Annotated in this window: 13 protein-coding genes and 1 pseudogene; all 14 read right to left on the reverse strand. The window is 59.4% G+C overall.

What is annotated here, in order from left to right:
* Positions 1–5: 5 nt before the first annotated feature.
* A complete protein-coding gene (dnaE, locus tag ACTQYB_RS00870) occupies positions 6–3578 on the reverse strand; it encodes a DNA polymerase III subunit alpha (protein WP_033505074.1) in 3573 nt (1190 codons plus the stop codon).
* Between the two features lie 10 nt (positions 3579–3588).
* Positions 3589–4530 (reverse strand): RluA family pseudouridine synthase, encoded by a 942-nt coding sequence (locus ACTQYB_RS00875; RefSeq protein WP_015450111.1) that lies wholly within the window; start codon positions 4528–4530, stop codon positions 3589–3591.
* 233 nt (positions 4531–4763) lie between these two features.
* A pseudogene (locus ACTQYB_RS00880) lies at positions 4764–5252 on the reverse strand (signal peptidase II); the annotation flags it as partial.
* 40 nt (positions 5253–5292) lie between these two features.
* A complete protein-coding gene (locus tag ACTQYB_RS00885; protein WP_441481597.1) occupies positions 5293–6723 on the reverse strand; it encodes a DivIVA domain-containing protein in 1431 nt (476 codons plus the stop codon).
* Positions 6724–6937: 214 nt separating this feature from the next.
* The gene (locus ACTQYB_RS00890; protein ID WP_033505072.1) at positions 6938–7219 is read right to left on the reverse strand and encodes a YggT family protein; all 282 of its coding nucleotides are present in this window, start codon (positions 7217–7219) and stop codon (positions 6938–6940) included.
* A 138-nt stretch (positions 7220–7357) separates the two neighbouring features.
* A complete protein-coding gene (locus ACTQYB_RS00895) occupies positions 7358–7840 on the reverse strand; it encodes a cell division protein SepF (RefSeq protein ID WP_441481596.1) in 483 nt (160 codons plus the stop codon).
* Between the two features lie 35 nt (positions 7841–7875).
* On the reverse strand, positions 7876–9177 hold the full coding sequence (gene ftsZ, locus ACTQYB_RS00900; protein WP_033505070.1) for a cell division protein FtsZ: 1302 nt from the start codon (positions 9175–9177) through the stop codon (positions 7876–7878).
* 115 nt (positions 9178–9292) lie between these two features.
* Entirely contained in the window at positions 9293–10528 is a 1236-nt protein-coding gene (gene dusB / locus ACTQYB_RS00905) for a tRNA dihydrouridine synthase DusB (RefSeq protein ID WP_441481595.1), read from the reverse strand.
* A 163-nt stretch (positions 10529–10691) separates the two neighbouring features.
* Positions 10692–12212, reverse strand: coding sequence for a glycine--tRNA ligase (locus ACTQYB_RS00910; protein WP_441481594.1), 1521 nt, complete (start codon positions 12210–12212; stop codon positions 10692–10694).
* A gap of 574 nt (positions 12213–12786) precedes the next feature.
* Complete coding sequence (gene pilO / locus ACTQYB_RS00915; RefSeq protein WP_441481593.1) at positions 12787–13416, reverse strand: type 4a pilus biogenesis protein PilO; 630 nt, start codon at positions 13414–13416, stop codon at positions 12787–12789.
* 62 nt (positions 13417–13478) lie between these two features.
* Positions 13479–14618: a pilus assembly protein PilM gene (gene pilM / locus ACTQYB_RS00920; RefSeq protein ID WP_441495897.1), complete on the reverse strand. Its 1140-nt coding sequence runs from the start codon at positions 14616–14618 to the stop codon at positions 13479–13481.
* A gap of 117 nt (positions 14619–14735) precedes the next feature.
* Complete coding sequence (locus tag ACTQYB_RS00925; RefSeq protein ID WP_321046958.1) at positions 14736–15626, reverse strand: prepilin peptidase; 891 nt, start codon at positions 15624–15626, stop codon at positions 14736–14738.
* A 262-nt stretch (positions 15627–15888) separates the two neighbouring features.
* Positions 15889–16284 carry a hypothetical protein gene (locus ACTQYB_RS00930; RefSeq protein ID WP_441481592.1) on the reverse strand — a complete coding sequence of 132 codons (396 nt, stop codon included), beginning with the start codon at positions 16282–16284 and terminating at the stop codon, positions 15889–15891.
* Positions 16268–16810 carry a PulJ/GspJ family protein gene (locus ACTQYB_RS00935; protein ID WP_441481591.1) on the reverse strand — a complete coding sequence of 181 codons (543 nt, stop codon included), beginning with the start codon at positions 16808–16810 and terminating at the stop codon, positions 16268–16270. Before ACTQYB_RS00935 ends, ACTQYB_RS00930 begins: the two co-directional genes overlap by 17 nt.
* Between the last annotated feature and the right edge of the window lie 19 nt (positions 16811–16829).

Raw genomic sequence — 16829 nt, forward strand, 5'->3', positions numbered from 1 at the left:
GCCCCTCAGGCGGCTGGCAGACAGCTCGGTCCGAAGAGAATCTTGATCTCCGCGAACAGCGAGGTGTCGCGCTTGACCCGGAACCGGTCGCCAAAGGTCAGCACTTGCGCATCGCCCTTCTCCCCCATAATCGCCAGCTTCACCGGGCAATACCCCGGGTGGTTCATGAGCACATGTCCCAGCTGCATCACATGGTCCCGATCAAGCGCGACCGGCGGCAGAGTAATCACCACAGGCCGCGAATCGTCAGCTTCCAGCGACGGCACCTGCATTTCAGTGGCGCGCAGGCTCACTGTCTCGTCGCGCACCTCTACCTGTCCGCGTACCTGCACGACCTCGTCGATCGTCAATTGCGCGGCGGCGGCTTCATACACCTTGCCGAAGAACATGCACTGGATGGAGCTTTCCATATCCTCCACCGTCACGATGGCCCACGGATTGCCCTTCTTGGACACACGCCGGTCCACATTCGTGACGAGCCCGGCAATGGTGACCTGCTGGCTGTCGCCCATGGTCTTCGCCCGGTCAATCAGATGCGCAATTGACATTTCCCTAAGGTTCGCCAAGATTGCGGTCATGCCGCTCAACGGATGGTCGGACACGTACAGGCCGAGCATCTCGCGTTCAAAATTGAGTTTGGTCTTCTTGTCCCACTCCTCGATGTCCGGCACCACGACCGAAGCGTCGCCCATCATGTCCGCGCCGCCGTCATCGTCATCGGCAAACAGGTCGAATTGCCCTTCCGCCTGCTTGCGTTTGAGCCCGATCACCGAGTCGATGGCCGTTTCATGAATCTCATACAACGCCCGGCGATTCGGGTCAATCGAATCGAACGCGCCCGCCTTGATCAGCGATTCCACCAGACGGCGGTTCAAGGCGGTGACCGGCACGCGGCGGATGAAGTCCATGAAATTCACGTACTTGCCGCGCGCGGTTTCACGTTCGGCGATGATATCCTCAACTGCCTTGTCGCCCACGTTGCGGATGGCGCCCAGGCCGAAACGCACGACATCGCCGACTGCCGAATATTCGAGCCGCGACTCGTTGACATCCGGCGGCAACACCTTGATGCCCATGCGTCGGGCCTCGCCGAGGTACAGCGCGGTCTTGTCCTTATTCGTGCGTTCGTTCTGCAGCAGCGCCGCCATGAATTCGACCGGATAATGCGTCTTCAGATACGCCGTCCAGTACGAAATCAAACCGTATGCCGCGGAATGCGCCTTGTTGAACGCGTACCCGGAGAACGGAACCAGGATATCCCACACCGCCTGCGCGGCTTCCATCGAATACCCGTGCTCCTTCATGCCCTGGAAGAACGGGACTTTCTCTTTGGCCAACACTTCGGGCTTCTTCTTGCCCATCGCTCGACGCAGCACGTCTGCCTTGCCCAGCGAATAGCCTGCGAGGATTCGTGCAGCCGACTGCACCTGCTCCTGATACACGATCAGGCCGTAGGTCTCGCCGAGCACTTCTTTGAGCGGCTCGGCCACCTCCGGATGGATCGGAGTAATCTTCTGCAAGCCGTTCTTACGTTTCGCATAGTTGTTATGCGAATCCATATCCATCGGGCCCGGCCGGTACAGCGCAATCAATGCGGAAATATCGTTGAAGTTATCGGGCTTCAGAGTTTTCAGCAGCGATCGCATGCCGTCGGAATCAAGCTGGAACACGCCCAAGGTGTCGCCCCGCGCGAGCAGCTCGTAGGTCGGCTTGTCGTCAAGCGGAATCTTCGTGTAGTCAATCGGCTCTTTGCCGTTGTTGCGGATGTTCGTCAGCGTATCGCGAATAACCGTCAAGTTGGACAGCCCGAGGAAATCCATCTTCACCAAGCCGAGCGTTTCGCACGTATGGTATTCGAAGGTCGTGGTGATGGTGCCGTCGGTGCGTTCCAGCAGCGGAGACGTGTTGGTGATTGCCTCGGAACCCATGATTGTCGCACACGCGTGCACACCGGTCTGGCGGATCAACCCTTCAATGCCCTTGGCTTCCTCGGTGATGCGCTTGGCGTCCGGGTCGGCGTCATACAGTTCGCGGAATTCACGAGCCTCGGCATACCGTTTCGACGTTGGGTCGAAGATGTCGTGCAGACTCGCGTCCTTGCCGTTCTTGCTCGGCGGCAGGGCTTTGGTGATGCGCTCGCCCACGGAGAACTCGTAGCCCATGATGCGTGCGGAATCCTTGAGCGCCTGCTTGGTTTTGATGGTGCCGTAAATCACGCATTGGGCGACTTTGTCGTGCCCGTACTTGTTGGCCACGTAGTCGAGGACTTTCATACGCCCGTCCGGGTCGAAATCCACATCGATATCCGGCAGGGAGACGCGTTCAGGGTTAAGGAAGCGTTCGAAAATCAAGCCGTGCTTGAGCGGGTCGAGTTCGGTGATGCCCATCGCGTAGGCGACCATGGAGCCTGCTGCCGAGCCGCGGCCGGGGCCGACCATCACGCCGTGCGATTTCGCCCAGTTGATGTAATCGGCGACGACGAGGAAGTAGCCGCAGAACTGCATCTGGCAGATGACGCCGCATTCGTAGTCGGCCTGTTTGAGCACTTCGATTGGCGGATTGCCGTTGTACCGGCGTTTGAGGCCCTCGTCCACATGCTTGAGGAACAGTGAGGTCTCGTCCCAGCCTTCAGGGCAGTCAAAGCGAGGCATGAACGCGCCGTCCTCGTGATCGTCGAAGATCACGTTGCACCGGTCGGCGATGGCGAGCGTGTTGTCGCAAGCTTCAGGCAGTTCTTTGAACAGGTCGCGCATCTCCTGCGCGGATTTGATGTAGTAGCCGGAACCGTCGAATTTGAACCGGTCGGGGTCGTCGAGCCGCGAACCGGAGTTAATGCACAGCATCGCGTCCTGCGCATCGCGGTCCTCCTCATGCACGTAGTGGGAGTCGTTGGTGGCGAGCAGCGGGGCGTTCAGCTTCTTGGCGATGGTCAGCAGGTCTTTGGTGACGCGCTGCTCGATTTCCAGCCCGTGGTCCATGAGTTCGATGTAGAAGTTGTCTTTGCCGAAGATGTCCTGCATTTCGCCGGCGGCGCGCAGAGCCTCGTCGAATTGGCCGAGTCGCAGGCGCGTCTGGATGATGCCTGACGGGCATCCGGACGAGCAGATGACGCCCTTGTGGTAGCGCTGGAGCACTTCCTTGTCCATACGCGGGTAGCGCATGACGCGACCCTCGAGATTGGCGACAGACGAGGCTTTGATAAGGTTGACGAGCCCCTCGTCGTTTTCCGCCCACAAGGTCAAGTGAGTGATGAGACCGCCGCCGGAGACGTCGTCAGGATTGCGTTCGTGATGCGGCTGCGGCACCCAGTTGGTGTCCCAAGAGACGCGGGTTTTGTCTTGACGCGCGGTTTCCGGTGTCACATACGCTTCGATGCCGATGATCGGCTTGATGCCTTGGTCTACGGCGTTGCGCCAGAGCTCGTAGGCACCGTGCATATTGCCGTGGTCGGTGATGCCGACGGCCGGCATGCCGAGTTCCTTGACGCGCTTGACCAGATCCGGGATTTTCGAGGCACCATCAAGCAGCGAGTAATGCGTATGGTTGTGCAGCTGGACGAAGTTTCCGGAATCTGTCATGCCGTCCACTCTAACCAAGCGAGTTGACCGGCGGCGTGGCGTGCTTGGCTTCCAGCGAATCCAGCGCGTGTTGCAAATCCGCAGGGTAGCGCGACTTGACGGTCGTCCACACATGGGTGCGCGGATGACGGAATTCCAGTTGCATCGCATGCAGCCACTGGCGTTCGAGCCCCAGTTCCTTCGCCATCACCGGGTTCGCCCCGTACATCGGGTCTCCTACCAGCGGATGTCCGATGGACGAGAAGTGGACGCGGATCTGGTGGGTTCGCCCGGTTTCAAGATTGACCTTCACCAGTGTGGCTTCGCCGAAGCGTTCGAGCACATCCCAATGGGTGATCGCCTCCTTGCCGGTGGGAGTCACCGTAAAGCGGAAATCGGAGACTTTCGCCCGCCCGATTGGCGCTTCGATGGTCGCCTTGTCTTCCTTGAGATTGCCTTGGACGAGCGCATGATAGGTTTTCACGACTTCATGTTCGGCGAATTGCCGGCGCATCTCTTTGTAGGCGAGATCCGACTTGCATACGAGCATGAGCCCGCTGGTGCCCACATCCAACCTGCTGACGATGCCCTGCCTACCGGCAGCCCCGAGCGAGGTGATGTGCACGCCACGCTGCAACAGACTGCCGAGAACGGTGGGGCCGGTCCAGCCGACGGAGGCATGGGCTGCGACACCGACCGGCTTGTCCACCACGATTACGTCGTCATCTTCGTAGACGACCGCCATGTCCTCGGCGAGAGGTTCAGGCTCTTTACGCTCCTCGACTATATCGAATTCGACGATATCGCCTTCCATGAGGGTGCTTGATTTGGCCATCTCACGGTTCAAACCGCGCACCTGGTTGGTTTCGATGAGTTCAGCAGATTTGGCGCGCGATATGCCGAGCATCTTGGAGACGGCGACATCAAAGCGCTTGCCGATCAGGGCGTCGGGAGCTGGTGCAAGACGGCTCATCGGGCCTCACTCCCCTGGCCGTTCACCTCGCTATCCTTGTCGGCGGTCCCGGCGTTGTCGGCATGTTCGACGCGCAGTTCAACGTCCTTTTGGGTGCCGTCTGCGTATTCACCCTGCTGCGATGCTTGTCGCGGCATGACGACCGGCTCGTCATGGCCGGGCACGTCACCATCAGTGTCTTCGCTGTCAGGCTCATCACCCATGATGGCCTTGCGACCATCACGACCGCTGCGGAAGGCGACCCCGCGAAGCACGAGTGCGACGACGCCAATGCCGGCAAGGGTAAGGAAGATATCCGCGACATTGCCGACCGACCAACCATAGTCGATGAAATCGACGACGCGACCGTCAAGCCCATGCTGCGCGTACGCGACACGGTCAATCAAATTGCCGGCGGCTCCGCCGAACGCCGCTCCCAGCATGACCGCCCACTCGTGCGAATCGGTCTGAGCGGATGCGAACGCCAGCAACACGCACGCCACGATGGCCAGCACGGAGATGATCCATGTATGTCCCGAGCCAAAACCGAGCGATGCGCCCGGATTATGCACAAGCATAAACCTCAAGGCATGCGGGATAACCTCGATGATATTGCCGTCCGACAGCGTCTGCTTCGCCCACGCTTTTGTCCCTTGATCGAGGACGAGCACCATCACTGCCACAACAGCAAAGACGGCCACGTACTTGCTACGCGACCGTCTTGTCACTTTCGGTGGATGCATTGATTCCAACCCCGGAAACCGTTACCTGACCGGAGCGCGATCAGTGGCGACGCGGGCTGGACTGGGACTGGTCCACTTTGCTGTAGTTGTTGGAATCGGACACCTGATTCATCAGCTGGCCAAGGAAATCAGTGAGGCGAGTGCGATACTCGGTCTCGAACTGCTTGAGCCCTTTGATATTGCCTTCGATGACCTTGACCTGGTTCTCAAGCTCATCGCGAACCTGCTTGGCGTAGTTGTCCGCACCGGAACGGGTCTTGTTGTCATAGTCGGCGGCACGACGCTGCACCTCAGCTTCGTAGTTGTCGGCTTCCTCACGCTTATTCTTCGCATACAGGTCGGCGTCCTGACGAGTCTTGACGGAGTAGCCGTCGGCGTCGGAGTGAACCTGCTTGTTGTACGCGTCGGCGTCAGCACGAGTGGTCTTGTTGTAGTCGTCAGCCTCGGTGCGGGTACGGCTCGAGTAATCGTTGGCCTTGGTGACAAGCTCTTCGTACTTGGCTTGGCTCGCCTCGGTGATTTCCTTGGCCTTGGCCTTGCCCTTGTCGACGTACTGGTCGTGCAGCTGCATGGCCAGGGTGAGCATTGCGGTGGCACGCTCCGGCTCGCTGGAAGCGCTCTGCGCAGCGCCTGCGATCTTCTGGAGGCTGCCGGTTTCGGTGCTCGGCTCGACCTTCTCGATTTGCGCGCGAAGCTTGTTCTCACGCTCACGGGATTCCTCGAGCTGACGCTGGAGTTCCTTGACCTGCGTGCCGGTCTGCTGCTGGACGGCAAGCTGCTGACGTGCAGTGGCCAGTTCGCGGCTGAGGTTCTCCGTGTTGGCACGGAACTGGTCGCGTTCGCGGGTGACGGCATTCAGCTGCTCGGCGACGTCCTTGTTGCCGGCTTCCTTTGCCGCCTGCGCGGTGAGCTGGTCGACCTGCGTGCTGAGACGATCGACCTGGCTCTTGAGCTGGTCATTCTGGTTCTTGAGCTGTTCGCTCTGGGCCTTGGCCTGCTCAATCTGCTGGTTGAGCCCGTTGGCCTGCTCGGTGAGCTGGTCGTTCTCATGCTTGAGCTTCTGGGCAAGAACGGTGGCTTGCTCGCTCTGACGCTTGAACTGATCGTTCTGCACAGCGAGTGCGCGGTTGTTCTCTTCAGCCTTGTGCAGCTGCTCGGTCGCGGTCTTCGCAGCCTGGTCCGCAGCAGAGGCATTGCCCGCCGTAGCTGCAACAGCCTTGAGATCGGTGTTTTCCTTCTTCAGGGACTCGATCTGGTTATTCAGCTCGGAAATCTTGGCGTTGAGATTCGCCACATCCTGGCCAAGAGGCTGCGTGGCCGGGCCGTTCTGCATCGCCTGCTTGCCGAGAGCTTCGACCGTCTCGGTTACCTGGTCAAGGAAGTCATCGACTTCGTCGACGTCATAGCCTTCCTTGAAGCGTACCGTTTGGAAGGTATGCTCCCTAATATCCTTTGGCGTCAAAAGAGCCATAAATCTCCACCTCGCTTTGAGTAATGCCTCGCTGTGACGGTATCTATATCGATGCTAGCACGACCCATATGAATTCCTGACCGATTTCGCGCTCTTTTTTCGTGTCTCGGTCATGATATCTGCGTTTCATCTGGCGAACCGCCAATCTGTCTTCAGCATTTACGAGGATGCGCAGGTGCCCACGTTTCTTCGTATATGCTCGCAAACATTCGCATCAGATGAGCGCCCGCAGCAATCCGAGCGCAAAATACAGGACGATGAAGCTCAGGTCGATGGCGATTGGTCCCAACGGCAGCGGCGGGATGTAGCGCCGTAGCCACCGCAGCGGCGGCTCGGTCAGATCGTAAACCAAATTAATCAGATCACCGGCGATGCGCCCAGGACGCCATTGCGGGGCAAGCATGAACACCCAGTCAAGAATCATGCGGATGAACAGCACGGTGATGTACGCGTCGAGCAGCAGGTTGATCACGAAAATAGCCAAAGATACAAGCACAGGCCCAGCATAGCAGGAGGGTTTCGATGGTTACGCGCTCATCGAAGCCCTCATATGGTGACGGGTATTGGGTTCTGTGCTACCAGTCGGTGTCGATAGGTGCCAAGCCGTAGCGGCATCAGACTGCGTCAAACCGCGTCAATCGGCGAAGAGGTCGTGTCCGGCAGCCTTGGATTCAGGCTCCTCGACCTTGATGTTGATCTGCGCGGGGCTCAACAGAAAGACCCGCGGAGTCACGCGCTCGATGGATCCGCGCACGCCGAACACCACGCCCGCCGAGAAATCGACGATACGATAGGCGATCGCTTCAGGAACCCCGGTGAGATTCAGCACGACTGGCACGCCGTCGCGAATCGCACGGCCCACGAGCTGGGCATCGTCATAGGTTTTCGGGTGAATCGTAGTAATCCGGCTGACACGTGCCGGGAACTGGCTGGCTCCACGACTCGGCGACGATGCCGACGAGCTTGTGGGCTGTGACGTTGACATCGGCGCCACCGTGTGGTCGGAATCAAAGGTTGGTTCCTTGTCGTCTTCCTCCTGGTCGAGCAGGTCGTCATCGTCGTCGACGACATCGGACATGCCCAGATAGGACATCGCGTTCTTCATGAACCCAGCCATCTCAGCTCCTTTTACTTACTCGTGCCTTGCGCCGTTCACCGCAGGAAATCCGGGATGTCCAAATCGCCCGGATCGTTCGACGGCACAACGCGGTGCTCAGTGGTCGCATCTCCGTCATCGCCATACTGACCGTAGTTGCCATACCCGTAGTTGCCAGCAGCGGGATTCTGCTGAGGGGCGACGTAGGGAGCTGCAGCCGGGCGTTCAGGCGCCGGCGATGCCGGGTTCTGGGCGCCGGCGTCGATGAGGTTTCCGCTGGCCGGCTGCGCTTGCTGCGGCTGGGCTGCGGGGGTTGCCGCCGGTTGCGCCGGCTGTGCGTTGGCGGCAAGCGGCTGGGCTGCTGCCGAGGCACCCGCGTCCGCGGCTTCCTTGCCCGCTTTGTCAAATCCTGCCGCAATGACGGTGACACGCACCTCATCGCCATAGGCGTCGTCGAGGGAAAGACCCCAGATAATCTGTGCTTCGGGGTGGATGGCCTTCTTGACCAGTTCGACGGCGTTGGATGCTTCGAGCAGCTTGAGGTCGGTCGGGCCGGCGATGTTGACCAGCGCGCCTTGAGCGCCCTCGATGCTTTCCTCAAGCAGCGGCGAACTGATGGCGATTTCCGCGGCCTGGGTGGCCCGGTCCTCGCCCCGCGCTGAGCCGATGCCAAACAGCGCGGTTCCGGCGCCACGCAGGATGGTGGTGACATCGGAGAAGTCCACATGAATGTACGGGTTGTTGGTCATCAGATCGGTGATGCCCTGCACGCCGGCGAGCAACGCGGTATCTGCGGTTCGGAACGCATCGACAATGCCGATGGACTTGTCGGACAGCTCGAGCAGACGGTCGTTCGGAATGACGATGATCGCGTCGACTTCCTTGCGCAGGTTCTCGATGCCCAGCTCGGCAGAGGCTTCACGACGCGGCCCTTCGAAGCTGAACGGCTTGGTGACCACGGCGATGGTCAGTGCGCCCTGCTGCTTTGCTGCGCGCGCGACAATCGGGCTGGCGCCTGTTCCGGTGCCGCCGCCCTCACCACAGGTCACGAAGACCATATCAGAGCCTTTCAAGGCCTCTTCGATATCAGACTGATGGTCTTGTGCGGCCTTCGCACCCTTCTCCGGGTCCGCACCAGCGCCGAGCCCACGGCTGGTGGCATCGTTGAGCGCGATCTTGATGTCGGCGTCCGAGCGCATCAGATCTTTCGCATCAGTGTTGATGGCCACGAATTCAACGTTCTGCAGACCTTCGACGATCATGCGGTTGACAGCATTGCCACCGGCTCCGCCGACCCCCACGACCTTGATATTGGTCTTGTCGTTGAAATTGTCTGTCTGGGCAATCTCGCTCACCATTGTCTCCTGTCACTTACGGTTATGCTCAACTGTAGCGCAAAACCAGTAACACATACGTTATTTCTTGGTATGTACCGCGATTTTTTCACGTGTCGCGGAGCAGCCAAGAGTTCTGTCAATAGCTTACGTCCATCGGATCGTCGCCGAACAGCGTTTCTCGTTGTTCGTGTGTAGTGGTCCTGGACTCAAGCCATCCATACGGCAGGTGTACCTTTTTCGCGTATCGCACACGACCACGCGGTTTGTCGATGATTCGCTGCGGGTACGGGGCTTGTGGATCGAGCGTATCCATGACGCGCTTGACATCCGCAATATTTTCACATTCCATGAAGGCTTTACGTGTCGTGCCACCGACCGGGAATCCTTTGAGATACCAAGCGATATGCTTACGCAGATCATGAACCGCCATGCGTTCGTCACCGTCGTAGAACTCGGTGAGCAGCCCGGCATGACGAAGAATCACCGCACACACCTGGCCGAGATTCGGGTTCGTCCTCTCATCACTGCCTTCGAAGGCGTGTTTGATATCGGCGAACAGCCACGGCCTGCCCTGGCATCCCCGACCGATCGCTACACCGGCACAACCCGTCTCGCGCACCATCGCCAACGCGTCATCCGCGCCCCAGATATCCCCGTTACCGAACACGGGAATGTCCAGACGCTCCACCAATTCGCTGATACGGCTCCAGTCAGAATGGCCGCCATAATATTCGGCGGTGGTGCGGGCGTGGAGGGTCACGGCGGCACAGCCCTCCTCCTGAGCGATATGCCCGGCCTCAAGGAAGGTCTCGTGCTCGTGGTCAATGCCGACGCGGATTTTCGCAGTCACCGGAATACCTGCCGGCCCGCACACGGACACCACGCGGTGGATGACCTCAGTGAACAGGTCGGTTTTCCATGGAAGCGCAGAACCGCCACCGCGCCGGGTGACCTTGGGCACCGGACAACCGAAGTTCAGATCGACATGGTCGGCCATATTGTTGTCAACGACGATGCGCGCCGCCTGCTCGACGATAGACGGATCGACCCCATACAATTGCAGGGAACGGATTTTCTCGTTCGGTGCGAAACGGCACAGGCGCAGGGCTTTGGGATTGCGAGCCACGAGTGCACGGGCGGTAATCATTTCGGCGACATACAAGCCGTCCGGCCCGTACTCTTCGCAGATCACGCGGAACGGCCAATTGGTCACCCCGGCCATCGGGGACAGCATGACCGGCGTCGGCACATGGATGCGCCCCAGGTCCACGGGATGAATCTGCACCGGACCGGCGGTCGCCGTGGAACGGGGATCTTCGCCGAGTCTGGAATCGCCACGCTCGTCGATGATGTCCTCGTCGTGCTTGCTCATACCCTTGGATTCCTTTCCCGTAAGCGCTTACTTCCCATCCCGGCGCACCCGCCAACTGATTGTGCGGGTGCACCCCTCCACCCGACACATCCACAAACTGGCTACGCTGAGAGGCTTCCCAGCATAACCAGTTTGTATAAAGATGGCGCGCGCGATAGCGATATCAGTACAGGCCGCCAGCCTCGGCGATCTTCACCGGCTGGGTCTCGTCGATGCCGCTTTCCTTAGAAACGTCCACGCCACCGTCGGCCGCCTTCACGCCAGTCACGCTGGCTGGGCCTTCCGGATAGCGCACGCGCTTCTCGCTGACACGGTCGGCAACATAATCGGCGACCCTGTCAAGGCTGACACGCTCCTGCTGCATGGTGTCGCGCTCACGAATTGTGACCGCGTTGTCTTCAAGCGTGTCGAAATCGACGGTGACGCACAGCGGGGTACCGATTTCGTCCTCACGACGGTAACGACGGCCGATGGCGCCTGCCTCGTCGTAGTCGATCATCCACTCGTGCTGACGCAGGTCGGCGGCGAGGTTGTGGGCAATGGTCTGCAGCTGCGGCTTCTTGCTCAGCGGCAGCACGGCGGCCTTGACCGGGGCCAGACGCGGGTCGAGACGCAGCACCGTACGCTTGTCCACGCCACCCTTGGTGTTCGGAGCCTCGTCCACGTCGTACGCGTCCACGAGGAAGGCCATCAGGGAACGGGTCAGGCCGGCGGCCGGTTCAATCACGTACGGCACGTACTTCTCGCCGGTGGCTTGGTTGAAGTAGCTCAGGTCCTCGCCGGAATGCTTCGCATGGGCGGACAGATCGAAGTCCGTACGGTTCGCGATGCCTTCCAGCTCACCCCAATCGGAACCCTGGAATCCGAACTTGTATTCGATATCGACCGTGCGCTTCGAATAGTGCGCGAGCTTCTCCTTCGGATGCTCGTAATGACGAAGGTTCGCCGGGTTGATGCCCAAATCAAGGTACCAGCGGGTGCGGGTATCGATCCAGTACTGATGCCAATCCTCATCAGTGCCGGGCTCGACGAAGAACTCCATCTCCATCTGCTCGAACTCGCGGGTGCGGAAGATGAAGTTGCCAGGCGTGATCTCGTTGCGGAACGACTTGCCCATGTTCGCAATGCCAAACGGCGGCTTGGAGCGGCTCGCCATCATCACGTTCTTGAAGTCCACGAAAATGCCCTGCGCGGTTTCCGGGCGCAGATAGTGCAGCGAGTTCTCGTCCTCGACCGGGCCGAGATGAGTGCGCAGCATCATGTTGAAGTCACGCGGTTCCGTCCACTTGCCGCGCACGCCGCAATCCGGGCACACAATATCGGCCAGACCGTTCTCCGGCATCTTGTCGCCGTGCTTTTCTGCGTAGGATTCCTGCAACTTGTCGGCACGCTGGCGCTTATGGCAGTTGAGGCACTCGATGAGCGGATCATTGAACACGGACACGTGGCCGGATGCAACCCACACTTCCGGCGGCAGGATGATGGAGGTATCCACGCCGACGACATCACCACGGGTGACGACCATGGAGCGCCACCATTCACGCTTGATATTGTCTTTCAGCGCGACGCCGAGCGGGCCGTAATCCCACGCGGAACGGGTGCCGCCGTAGATCTCGCCCGCGGGGAACACGAACCCGCGACGCTTGGCGAGGGAGACGACTTCATCGAGTTTAGAACTAGCCACAATGCACCTTCTGGTTTGACGGTTTTGGGACGTATGACGGAAGTCAAGCTTACCGATACGTTCTGACACGAAGCCGGTGCCGGGTGCCGGGTGAGGATTGACTCACAAACCAGCCGCCGGGACAACCAGAAACGGCCACGAGCCCCGATAGGACTGCCACCATGTGAGGATTGGCTCCCACATCGACCACCGGAACAGCAGGAAACGACCATCAGGACGGATAGAACCGCCACCGTGTGAGGATTCGCTCACACAGTGCCGCATCGCGTGCGGTCAGTGCGTTGCCGCAAGCCATTTGGGGCAGGATTTCAGTCACCACCAGAAATACAGCGAGGCGGGCGGGAACCCACTCAATAGGTTTCCGCCCGCCTCGTTCGCAGAGCAGTCAAACCGGACGGTCTGACCCGCAAAACCAGTCAAACCAGACGGTTTAACTATCCAAGTCAGTCAAACCAGCTCAACCAGCCAGTCCAACCGACCAAGCCAGCCCAGAGCCAACAGCCACACCGTCTGGCGGCCGCTCTCGGCTCAGACGCCCTGCAGCACCACTCTCGTAGTACCACTCCCGCAGCGCTTACTTGGACACGCCGGAGGTCGCGTTCTCGATCGCATCGGAGGACGCGTTGGTCTGGGTGGACCCGGAGCTGAGAATCGCGAGGATGTTGCTGTTGATGGTCACGGTGCTCTGCGAGTCGTCATCGGCGACCGAGTAACTCACGCTGGTCGGCACTGCGATGCGGTCGATGCGCTGCATCTGGTCGACAAAGTTGTGCAGCGCGTCATACCCGCCTTGTGCACTGATGGTCACCGGCACGGCAACAACCTTCTTCGCACTGATTTGCACGGACGCGTCACTCGGCAAAGTGGCAGCGGCAGCGGTTCCGAAGCTCACGCTCTGGATGGTGGTTCCGGAGCTGGTCGCCGCACCGTCGAGCGATGCGATGAACGCCGACTGGTCGTAGCTGGTCGGTAACCACGAGCCAGTTGACTTCGCCGTACAGCGCAGTGACGCGCGCGCCACGTTGATGTCGTAGGAGGCGACGAGCACGTCCTGGATTCCCTTGAATTCCGCCTTACGAGCGGTCAGGGTGGTCTGCTGGAGCCGTGCGTCGTCGGTTTCGCCACGTGCCGCGACAACGAACTGGTTGGCAACGAGTCCCGCGATGAAGCACAGCACCAGCACGCCGACGGTCACGAAGCCCATGATCTTAGCGATCCGACGGTCCCTGTTGATCGCCGCAACCGACTTCGGCAGGAGGTCGACGCTCAGGCTCCACTGGTCGGGCGGGGTGAGCTTGCCAGTCTTCTTGGACTTGCCGAGGCTGGACAGGTCGACGTTGAGGATGTCCCCTTGCCCTTCTTGCCATCCTTCTGGTCATTGTTCTTGTCTTGGCGGCGCGGCGCGGACTTTTCGCCTTTGCCGCTGTGGCTACCTTTGCTGAATGCGCTCATCGTGGCCTCTTTCCTAGTGCAAGCCCGAGGACCGCCGCATATTCGGGTCCGTGGACGTTGATGTTCTGCCGCTTGGCGTCCTCTCCGACGATGAAGTGGGTGAAGGGGTCGCCGATGGTGACGGTCTTGTTGGCGGAGCTGACGAGCACGGGTGGGAAGCCGGCGAGCATGGAGCCCGCTCCGACCAGGACGATATCGTCGGCCACCATTGCCGGGGTCGGTGTTGTACATGTTCAGGGTGTTACGAATACCGACAATCAGCTGTGCCGTGGTGTCACGGATGATTTCCTCGGCTTTTTCGAGTCGTTCATCGCCGACGACGTTCTGCAGGCTGATACGGTTCTTGATTTCGAGTGCGCCTTCGAACAGGATGTCGAGTGCCTTGGCCACGGCCTGAGTGATATCGTCTGCACCGGACGGTACGGCTCGCAGCGCGACCGGGTGCCCTTGCAAGAGGACGATGACATCGGTGCTGTTGGAACCGACATTGACGACAGCGATGGCCTTGTCGCGTGATTGGTCGCGGAAGATGCGTGCCAGCGAGAACGCGCCAACGTCCACGGACCGCACCGCGAATCCTGCATTCTGAATCGCCGTGGTGGTCCTCTCGACGCCGGTGTGCAAGGTCGCCACGACCATGCAGTGGAGCACGGCGCCTTGCGCCTGCTCTTCACGGGTGAGCGGCACGAAATCGATGATGGAATCGTCGACCGGCAGCGCGATGTAGTTCTTGACCTGGAACGGTAGGGTGTCGTGCAGTTCGGCGAGCGGCATCTCCGGGAAGGTCATTTCCCTGTAGACCACGCGACGGCTGGTGTAGACGAGCGCGAGATCCTTGGGGAATTTTGCGTTCTTGATAAGCCCCCTGAGCAGGCCGGTCACGGTCTGCGGGTCGACGACTTCACCGTCGACGACCGCGCCGGTCGGCAGGCCGATCGTGCGGTATTGCAGTATCTACGGCCGTTCCGTGTAGGGATTGGCGATGACGGCCGCGCGAATCGCGTCGTTCGGCAGCGACTGTGTCGTGATTGGCTTCATGGCTTTCTCCTTTTCCTTTCTCTTTCCTGTGGACTAGTTAAGCCCGCAAATCGTTAGGTACCAGTTGGCGATTGGCGCGCCTACGTAGATGCCGATCCACGCTCCGATGAGCATGTACGGCCCGAACGGGACTCCGCCTTTCATGTTGATGCGTTTGCGCGCCACCTGGATGAGCGCGAAGGCTCCCCCGACGATGAACGCTGCGGACGCCCCGACAATGAGCTGCCTCAAGCCGAGCCACCCGAGGATGAGCCCGACGATAACGGCGAGTTTCGCGTCGCCCAGCCCCATGCCGTTCGGCCAGATAAAACCGAGCAGTACGTAGAAGGCTGCGAGAGCGACCGCGCAGATGACGGCACGCAACAGTGGCGTCCATGAGCCGGTCCCCCATGAGGCAAGGGTGAGCAGGGCGAGTATCAGCAACATGGACGGGTACGTCATGATATCGAGGATGAGTTGCACGTCGATATCAATGAACGCGATGACGATGCTCAGCCATGCGAAGTAGATGGTGGCAGGGAGCAGCCACACCGGATACAGGTGGAGGGCCGGGCCGAGTACGGCGAGCATGGTCATGAACCCGCCGAGCAGTTCAACCAGCGGATATCGCCCGGAGATCGGCTCTTGGCAGTCACGGCATTTGCCGTGCAGCACCAGGTACGAGATGAGGGGTATGTTGTCGTGCCAACGAATCGGGGACTTGCAGTTGGGGCAGAAGCTCCGCTTTGGGTTGACCAGGCTGATGCCGTTGGGCACGCGCCAGATGACCACGTTGAGGAACGAACCGATAAAGCACCCGATCACGAACGCGACGACGGCCAGCACCACGGTGGTGACACCGTCGCCGTACGCGCTCGTGTCCAGATGCGGTACACCATAGCCGACCAGAACATCACCGGCGGCAAGGATGGAGGAAGTCAACACTACCGATCACCACTTCTAGTTCGCAGCGTCCACATACTTGCTGAATGCGTAGCTGATGGAGGCATTAGCCGTTACATTATACGAGGTACCGATTCCCGTCTTATCCGCTGAGCTATCCTTGTCAGGTGCGTCCAACGTTGTGGGTAATACTTTGCGCCAGTCGCATCGTACATAGCTCCTCGACACTTCTGCAGTTGAATCCTGGGATTTTTCTGGTTGTCCGGAAGCCCTTTCGTCTCTGTTAAGCATAGTGCTCTAGGGCTCAGCCAAGGTCGCTTCTCATCTGCCACGGATGAAGCAAGGACAAACGTGTAATTAAACTTTGCCTTTCCGGTTCGGCTCCTTCATCAGCGACCTTTTCATAACGATAGAAGGTTGCTCTATCGTCAGAAGTTGTATAATTGCCAAATTTGGTCACTAACTTCGAGCCTTCGCTCGTACCATTCACAACGAAACAATCAACACCTGTATTTGCTGTGAACATTAAATTAGTCTTGCTCGAAGCTGCTGATTGAGCCAAGCCCGTGGCGGTATCGATAACCGTTTCCCCGCCTTTTGCATAATCAGCATAGTCGTTTTGCCATGAATTATCACCTATGTTCTGCCAAGATTCGTCTCCAGATACTAGCGGGCACTGCGGCTCACTGGCACGCTGCATAGGTGATCGACGCTGAACCCGTGGCGCTTGACGCCGCAGAATTCCTCGAACTGAATGTCACCTGGGTATTCAATGTAACCAGTTTGCTACCCGAATACTGGCCGACACTCGCACTGGCCGCACCGGAATCATTGCCGGACGACGGCGCCGAATAAATCAACACCGTGTTCTTGTCGGCGGAACCGCTGCTGCCACCCGTCGTGGCATATCCAATCGAGTTGGAATACGTGACGAAACGCTCAAGCCGCTGGGTTGCCATCATTACCGTAGACGCCGATTGAGCACGCACCGCAGTCGAATTTGTAGACCGGAGGTACTGCATGACACTGGCAGTGAACACTGACGAGAACAAGAGGAATATACCGAGTGCCACCATGAGTTCCGTCAGAGAAACGCCCTTTTGCTTATCGGTGTTCCTCAGCTTGCGCCAACGAGATGCAAACTTTCCTGCTGATCCTTCATGCTTTGCATCACAAGATCCGCTTCGCATGCTTACTGTTGTCGCCGGCTGTCCAACATTGCTCATACCACTATCCATACTGTTC

Origin of the sequence: Bifidobacterium sp. LCP19S3_E9 (assembly GCF_052121135.1) — a bacterium.
Taxonomy (GTDB): Bacteria; Actinomycetota; Actinomycetes; order Actinomycetales; family Bifidobacteriaceae; genus Bifidobacterium; species Bifidobacterium thermacidophilum.